We start from the raw sequence: 6,971 nt of genomic DNA, 5'->3' as shown, positions 1-6,971 counted from the left end.
TCTCTTCAATCGCTTGAAGCAGAACCGGCGGGTGGCGACGCGCTATGAGAAGCGCGCCGCCAACTACCTGGCGATGGTCCATATCGCCTCCATCCGCCTCTGGCTCTAATTTGCGGACACGCCCTAGTTGGGCCCGTAGAAGGGCTCGTTCGCGGCGGGCACCGCGAGCGTGACGGAGCTGGCCGTGGAGGACACCGGCGCGCGGTAGATGCTCGGGTCGCCGCCGGAGTCGTTGAAGAGGAAGCCCAGCTCCGTGCTGCCCGTCCAGCTGGGGAAGCTCTCCTGCACGGTGCTGGCGGTGTAGTCCGTCAGCCGCCGCAGCGCGCCGCTGATGCCCGAGGCCGTCACGTTGCCCACGAAGATGCGCGTGCTGCCGGACGACAGCCGCCCGTCCAGCGCCACCTGCCGGCCGTCCGGGGACACCACCGCGCGGTTCGCGATGGCCAGCACCTCGTTGCCCAGCGACACGTAGCTGGGGCTGCCGCCGCCCACCGGCACGAACGCGAGCTGGTTGTACTGGAACGTGTTGCTGCCCGCGGGCGCCAGCACCGTGTTGCCGCTGGGGAAGAAGGACGGCGAGCCGTAGGAGATGGTGGTGCCGGGCGTCAGCTCCGCGAAGCCGCTGCCGTTCACCGCGATGCGCCCCAGCGAGCTGACCGACCCCGAGCCCCGGTCGAACGCGAACACGATGGTGCGCCCGTCCGGGCTGAACGTGGGCCCGCGGAAGTTGGTGCACGCGCCGCACGCCGGGTCGTTGCTGCTGATGAGCGTGGCCACCGAGCCGCCGGAGGTCGGCACCGTCTGGATGGATGACGTGCTGCCCGACTTCTGCACGAACACGATGCTGCTGCCGTCCTTGGAGATGGCGGGCGTGTACGCGCCGCCGGCCGTCGTCAACCGCTGCGGGCTGTTGGGGTCGCCGTCGTCGTCCACCACGTAGACGTTCCGGTCGGTCCGCACGAAGGCGAAGCCCTTGTCGAAGAGGACGTCACCGGTGGTGCCGCCACCGCCCGGGTCATCCAGGGGCTCACACGCCCCCAACATCCCCACCGCCACCACACCGCCGAGCCATCGCCGCATGCCCATCATCGTGTCTCCCGCTGTGCCGGCCCTGTCACACACACACCGCGCCCGAACACTACAGGGCGCGCGGGACAGGACGTCAACGCACACGGAGGCATTCACGCGCGCCCGTGTCGGGGAGCGCGCAAGGGTGCTCAGCGGTTGAGGCGGTTCAGTTCGTTGCGGCAGACGTTGCAGGGACCCAGCGACTTGCGGTCGATGTCCTGCGGGGACTGCGGGAAGAACATCACGCAGCGCGAGTCCTCACAGTACGACAGGCCGATGAGGTGCCCGGCCTGGTGCACCGCCTCCACCTGCACGCGGCGGCGGAGCGTCTCGCCCTCCGCGCCCTGGCGCAGCCGGAACAGGCTCATCACCGCGACCTTGGACTCACGGTCCGCCTGGCCGAAGACGAAGGGCGAGTCCGGTTCGAAGAGGTCCGCGTCCGTCACGCCCATCACCAGGTCCTGGGGCGCGTCGTCCAGCACCGTGCCCAGCCGGCGCATGATGGCGTTGCAGTGGTACTGGCTGCGGTCCTTGTTGAAGGCGTAGGCCGGCGACGACAGCGCCATCCGGCTCACGACCGCGCTGACGCCCAGGTGGGTCGCCAGCGGATCCTGCAAGCCGTTCACGAGCGCGGACGGTGGACTGCCCACGGTGACCAGCAGGAGCGTCTTCTGCGGCATCAGCCCACCGCCTTCTACCTCCGGACGGACGACGTTGACCGCGTCCCCCCGGAGCGGAGTGGCTGGGGCGCAAGGATTCGAACCTTGATAATCAGAGTCAAAGTCTGACGTCCTGCCATTAGACGACGCCCCAGCAGGTTCGCACGCGTACTCGTGGGCCGATACTACGGCACTTTGACGGGCGCGGGAACCCACTCTGACGATGGGCCCCTCCGGTCGTGGAGTGCGGGGGGTGGATCACCCGGACGGGCTGTCATCCACCCGACAGGTGCCCCCCTCCCCTCCCAGGCCTTCAGCCCTTGAGCACGGCCAGGGGCGTGAGCCGGACGCGGGGCGTCACGAGGTCCGCCTCGTCCTCCAGCACCTCGGTGAGGTCCCGGTAGGCGGCGGGGGCCTCCTCCACCAGGGCGTGCGTCCGGCCCGGGTCGAACACCACGCGGCGCAGGGCGTGGACCAGCGCGTCCGGGCGGATGCGGGCGCGAGCCTCCGTGCGGGTGAGCACGCGGCCCGCGCCATGCGAGCAGGAGCGGAAGGCGCGGGGCTCCGCGCGGCCCTCGACGACGTAGGAGGCCGTGCCCATGGAGCCGGGGATGAGCCCCCGGGCCCCCGCGTCCAACCCCACCGCGCCCTTGCGGTGGACCCAGAGCGCTCGGCCGAAGTGCGTCTCGGAGGCGACGTGGTTGTGGTGCACGTCCACCGCGCTGTCCACGTCCGGCGCCACGCCCAGCACGTCCGCCAGCACCGCCAGGGCCCGGGCCCCGAGCATGTCCCGGTTGGCGCGGGCGAAGCGGCACGCCAGGTCCAGGTCATGGACGCAGGCCTGACCCTCCTCGGTGTCCGTGCGCAGCGCGGGCGGTGTGCCCTGGCCCAGCGCCTGGGCCACGCGTTGATGGTGCTCTCCCACGGCGCCCCCCACGCCCCGCGAGCCGGAGTGGATGAGCAGCCAGAGGTCCCCCGCCCCGTCGCGGTCCAGCTCCAGGAAGTGGTTGCCGCCCCCGAGCGTGCCCAGGTGGCGCGGCGCCAGCCGCTCCCAGGCACGGGCCAGCTTCTGGGTGGACAGCGGCGGGGCTTCCAGTCCGGATGGCAGGGGCAGGCCCCGTCCCCGGTGCACCGCGTCCCCCACCGGGATGACCCGCGCGAGCTGGGACAGCAGGCGCTCCAGGTCCGCGCGCGACAGTGAGGCGGCGGGGAAGGCGAAGCGGTGCGCGCTCACACCGCAGCCCAGGTCGTTGCCCAGCGCGCCGGGGACGACGTGGGCCTGCGTGGCGAAGACGGTGCCCACCGCCACGCCCGACGCGAGGTGCACGTCCGGCATGACCGCCACGTGCTCCGTGACGTAGGGCTGCGCGGCGAGTTGCTGGAGCTGCTTCAGGGCCGCCGCGGGCACCGTGCGCGCCCAGGCAAGGAGGGGCACCGCGCCCGGTGGGACTTCGAGGACGCGGGGCATCATGCGTCACCTCCGTCCTCGGGTTCCGTGCGCGGGGCGGTGCCCACGAGGACGAAGCGCAGGTGCGGGGTGCGCTTGAGGTTCAGGTGCTGCGCCAGCTGCGAGCGCAGGTAGCCCTCCGCACGGGTGAGGGCCTCCTTCACGTCAGCGGGGTCCGCGTCGTGCGGCAGCGTGTAGCCGATGCTCGCGATGCGGCCTTCGGGGGACAGCTCGAACGACGTCAGCGCGACGCCTTCGAGCCGGGGGTCGGACAGCTCGCCACGGAACAGCAGCGAGAGCTCCTCTGAGAGGGTGGACTGGACGCGCAGGTGACGCGCGGACGGGGCTTCGGAATGGAACAGCGAGGAGCCCGAGCGCCGGGAGGACGCGCGGGGACGGCGATGCCTGGAAGAGGACATGAACGAAGACGGATTCCTGCTGGCCGTGCCGGAGCACGGCCGGGGTGTGCACGCGAGTGACCCGCGCGGACACGCCGTCTGGACCTCACGGCGAAGGCGTCCTCCACGGCCGCGACGGCGCTCACGAGGGCGCCGCCTTCGGACGGGAGCTGGACGCCGCCGGTGACGCTAGACGCGCGACCCCGCGGAGCGAACCGAGACCACCCTGGCGACACGTCCCATGGCACACCTCCCGCCGCGCCACGGCGCGGACCGTCCACCGGACGCGGGGGAACACACGCATCCGTCCGCGCCCTGACGTAGGGGCCTTCCGGGCCCTGACAGGCGGGCTGTCCTCTGGTGACCAGCCACACCATCCACCATCCGACGCGCGGCGCTGGTCGGATTGGCGGAGCGGCCTTCCCCGGGCAAGCAGGAGCCGGGAGGCTTCATGGCCGAGACTTTCGACGTGGTGGTGATTGGGGCGGGTCCCGCGGGCGAGAACGCGGGCGCGCGGGCGGCGGCGGGTGGCTTGAAGGTCGCGCTGGTGGAGCAGGAGCTCCTGGGCGGCGAATGCTCCTACTGGGCCTGCATGCCCAGCAAGGCGCTGCTGCACCCCGGCGAGACGCTGTGGCTGGCGAAGCACACGCCCGGCGTCCGCGAGCTCATCCAGGGCCCGCTCAAGGCGGACGCCGTGCTCAAGCACCGCGACCAGATGGTGTCCGGTTACGACGACAGGGGCCAGGTGAAGTGGGCGGAGGGCGCGAAGCTCACCGTGGTGCGCGGCCACGGCCGGCTTGCGGGTCCACGCAAGGTGGCCGTGACGGGCAAGGACGGCAAGGTGCGCGAGCTGGAGGCGAAGCAGGCCGTCGTCGTCGCCACGGGCAGCAAGCCGCGCCTGCCGGACATCGCGGGCCTCAAGGACTCCAGGCCCTGGGACAACCGCGAGGGCACCGGCGCGAAGGCAGTGCCCAGCAGGCTGGTGGTGCTGGGCGGCGGCGTGGAGGCGGTGGAGCTGGCGCAGGCGTGGCGCGAGCTGGGCTCGGAGGTGACGCTGGTGCAGCGCGGTCCCCGCGTGCTCAAGCGCTTCGAGCCCTTCGTGGGCGAGCAGGTGGCCGAGGCGCTGCGCGACTCCGGTGTGCGCGTGCTGCTGGAGACGCAGGCCACCAAGGTGCAGCGCTCCGGCGCGCAGGGCGAATACACCATCACGCTGACCGGCGGGGACACGCTGCGCGCGGACGCGCTGCTCGTCGCCATGGGCCGCACCGCGCGCACGGACGACCTGGGCCTGGACACGGTGGGGCTCAAGCCCGGCGCCTCCATCGAGGTGGATGATCAGCTCCGCGCCAAGGGCGTGGACGGCGGCTGGCTGTACGCGGTGGGCGACGCGAACGGCCGCAACCTGCTCACGCACATGGGCAAGTACCAGGCGCGGCTCTTGGGCGACGTCCTCCTGGGCAAGCCCGCGAAGGCGTGGGCGGACGCGAAGGCCACGCCGCAGGTCGTCTTCACGCACCCGCAGGTGGGCAGCGTGGGGCTCACCGAGGACAAGGCGCGCAAGGCGGGCGTGCCGGTGAAGACGGTGCAGTACGAGCTGGGCAACGTGGCCGGCGCGTCCGTCATGGGTCAGGGCCTCAAGGGCACCGCCAAGCTGGTGGTGGACGAGCAGCGCCGGGTCATCGTGGGCGCCACGTTCACCGGACCGGGCGTGGGCGAGATGATCCACGCGGCCACCATCGCCGTCGCGGGCGAAGTGACGCTGGACACGCTCTGGCACGCGGTGCCGTCGTACCCCACCGTGAGCGAGGTGTGGCTGCGGCTCCTGGAAGCCTACGGCCTGTGATTGCGGCGGGGCGCCCCCGCGTGGAATGGTGCGCGCCCCACCGTGTCCTCCTCCGTGAACGAGCACCGCCAACGCGCATCCCTGAAGGTGGAGTGGGCGCTGCTGCTGGTGCTCGCCGTGGCGGCCGTGGCGGTGGGACAGCATCCCCGGCGCGGCGCGGACTTCCGCGTCTACCTCACCGCCGCCGAGCGCTTCCGCGAGGGCACGGACCTCTACCGCGCGGAAGACGGCACCATGCCGTTCAAATACGCGCCCGTCACCGCGCCCCTGTTCCTGCCCTTCACCGCCGTGCCCCCGCGCGCGGCCGTGGCGCTGTGGAACCTGGGGTCCGTGCTCGCGCTCGGCGCCGTGTCCATGCTCACGCGCCGCGCGGTGCCTGCCTCCGGTGAGGCGACTCCGTGGCAGTGGGCGCCCGTGCTCGCCACCGCGGTGCTGCTGCCCGCATTCTCCTTCGAGATCTTCTACGGCCAGGTGGACGCCGTGCTGCTGTGGCTGCTGGTGGTCGCGGCGGTGGGCGCGGAGCGGGGCCGCGTGTGGGGACCGGGCGCGGCCTTCGCCGTCGCGTGCCTGCTCAAGCCTCCGGCCGCGCTCCTGGGGTTGTTCTTCCTCTCGCGCAGACACTGGCGCGTCGTGGGGACCACGGCCTTCTTCGGCGTCCTCCTGGTGCTGCCCACGCTGGGCCGCTACGGCTGGACGGGCACGCTGTCACAGCTGCGTGACTGGACGGAGATCCTGGCGCGCACCACGCCGCCGTGGGCGCTGGGGCACAACCCGCAGGGCCTGCCCACGCTGCTGCTGTCGCTGGTGCTGCCTCCGGAGTCGCTGCCTCCCGCCGGTGCGATGACGCTGGCGCAGGTCGTGGCGCTGGCGCTGTTCGTCGTGGCGCTGGTGTGGGCGCGGCCCGGGCCCGTGGAGCTGCTCGCGTTCTGCTGCCTGGGCGTGACGCTGCTGTCACCGTTGGCGTGGCGCGCGAACTACCTGCTCGCGTGGCCGGTGATCCGCGCGGCGTTGGAAGGCCGCTCGCGCCTGGGGCAGGGGTGCGTGGCGGCGGTGGCGCTCGTCGGCATGGTCGTGTCGGACGCGGTGCTGGGAGCGGATCCGGCGCGGCGCGTGCTGCTCTTCCGGCCGTTCGCGGTGGCGTACTCCGCGCTGCTGATCGCGCTGTTGTGGCAGACGCGGCGTCACGGGACGCCCACGGCGGTTCTTTCCGACAAGGCCGTGACGCACCTGCCGCGTGGCTTCCTGAACGCTCGCGGTTCGTGACCCAATCGAGACACGGCCGGGGGCAAAGTGTCACGGAGCCTGAACCTTCGTGACACACGGCGTCGCTATATGCGTCCCCGTCATGTTCGAAACGTTCGACAGCGCCTCCAGCGCCCCCGCCGCCCGGCGGTTCGCGCTCTCCACGACCGCGTCGGTCGCCGTCTTCGGACTCATCGCCGTGGCGGCGATGACCGCGGCCAACACCGTGAAGGAAGTCATCAAGGAGAAGAAGGTGGACGTCGTCTTCCGTCCGCCTCCGCCTCCGCCGCCTCCCGTCGTGGAGGCTGTCTCTT

At 72.1% G+C, this 6,971-nt stretch carries 6 protein-coding genes, 1 tRNA gene and 2 pseudogenes; 4 read left to right on the top strand and 5 right to left on the bottom strand.

From position 1 onward, the window contains the following. A pseudogene (locus D7W79_RS36210) lies at positions 1-109 on the top strand (IS5-like element ISMra2 family transposase); the annotation flags it as partial. 14 nt (positions 110-123) lie between these two features. On the opposite strand, the gene D7W79_RS36205 reads toward D7W79_RS36210, so the two are convergent. The 5 genes from D7W79_RS36205 to D7W79_RS36185 all read right to left on the bottom strand — a co-directional run bounded on the left by D7W79_RS36205 (position 124) and on the right by D7W79_RS36185 (position 3,593). Beyond that, a complete protein-coding gene (locus D7W79_RS36205) occupies positions 124-1,080 on the bottom strand; it encodes a TolB family protein (protein ID WP_336243131.1) in 957 nt (318 codons plus the stop codon). A 137-nt stretch (positions 1,081-1,217) separates the two neighbouring features. Next, positions 1,218-1,748, bottom strand: coding sequence for a non-proteolytic archaemetzincin-like protein (locus D7W79_RS36200; protein ID WP_120529853.1), 531 nt, complete (start codon positions 1,746-1,748; stop codon positions 1,218-1,220). 59 nt (positions 1,749-1,807) lie between these two features. After that, positions 1,808-1,881: transfer RNA gene (locus D7W79_RS36195), tRNA-Gln, on the bottom strand. 159 nt (positions 1,882-2,040) lie between these two features. After that, positions 2,041-3,198 carry an RtcB family protein gene (locus D7W79_RS36190; RefSeq protein WP_120529852.1) on the bottom strand — a complete coding sequence of 386 codons (1,158 nt, stop codon included), beginning with the start codon at positions 3,196-3,198 and terminating at the stop codon, positions 2,041-2,043. After that, a complete protein-coding gene (locus D7W79_RS36185; RefSeq protein ID WP_120529851.1) occupies positions 3,195-3,593 on the bottom strand; it encodes a ribosome-binding factor A in 399 nt (132 codons plus the stop codon). The genes D7W79_RS36190 and D7W79_RS36185 overlap by 4 nt, the downstream gene beginning before the upstream one ends. Positions 3,594-4,023: 430 nt before the next feature. Between D7W79_RS36185 and D7W79_RS36180 the strand changes: the two genes are divergently transcribed. The 3 genes and pseudogenes from D7W79_RS36180 to D7W79_RS36170 all read left to right on the top strand — a co-directional run. Continuing rightward, a complete protein-coding gene (locus tag D7W79_RS36180) occupies positions 4,024-5,415 on the top strand; it encodes a dihydrolipoyl dehydrogenase family protein (RefSeq protein WP_120529856.1) in 1,392 nt (463 codons plus the stop codon). Between the two features lie 42 nt (positions 5,416-5,457). Then, positions 5,458-6,678: a glycosyltransferase family 87 protein gene (locus tag D7W79_RS36175; protein ID WP_244222161.1), complete on the top strand. Its 1,221-nt coding sequence runs from the start codon at positions 5,458-5,460 to the stop codon at positions 6,676-6,678. An 82-nt stretch (positions 6,679-6,760) separates the two neighbouring features. Continuing rightward, positions 6,761-6,971, top strand: a pseudogene (locus D7W79_RS36170) (energy transducer TonB); the annotation flags it as partial.

It is taken from the genome of Corallococcus exercitus (genome assembly GCF_003611585.1).
Lineage (GTDB): Bacteria > Myxococcota > Myxococcia > Myxococcales > Myxococcaceae > Corallococcus > Corallococcus exercitus.
This window is presented reverse-complemented; position numbering and strand designations above follow the sequence as displayed.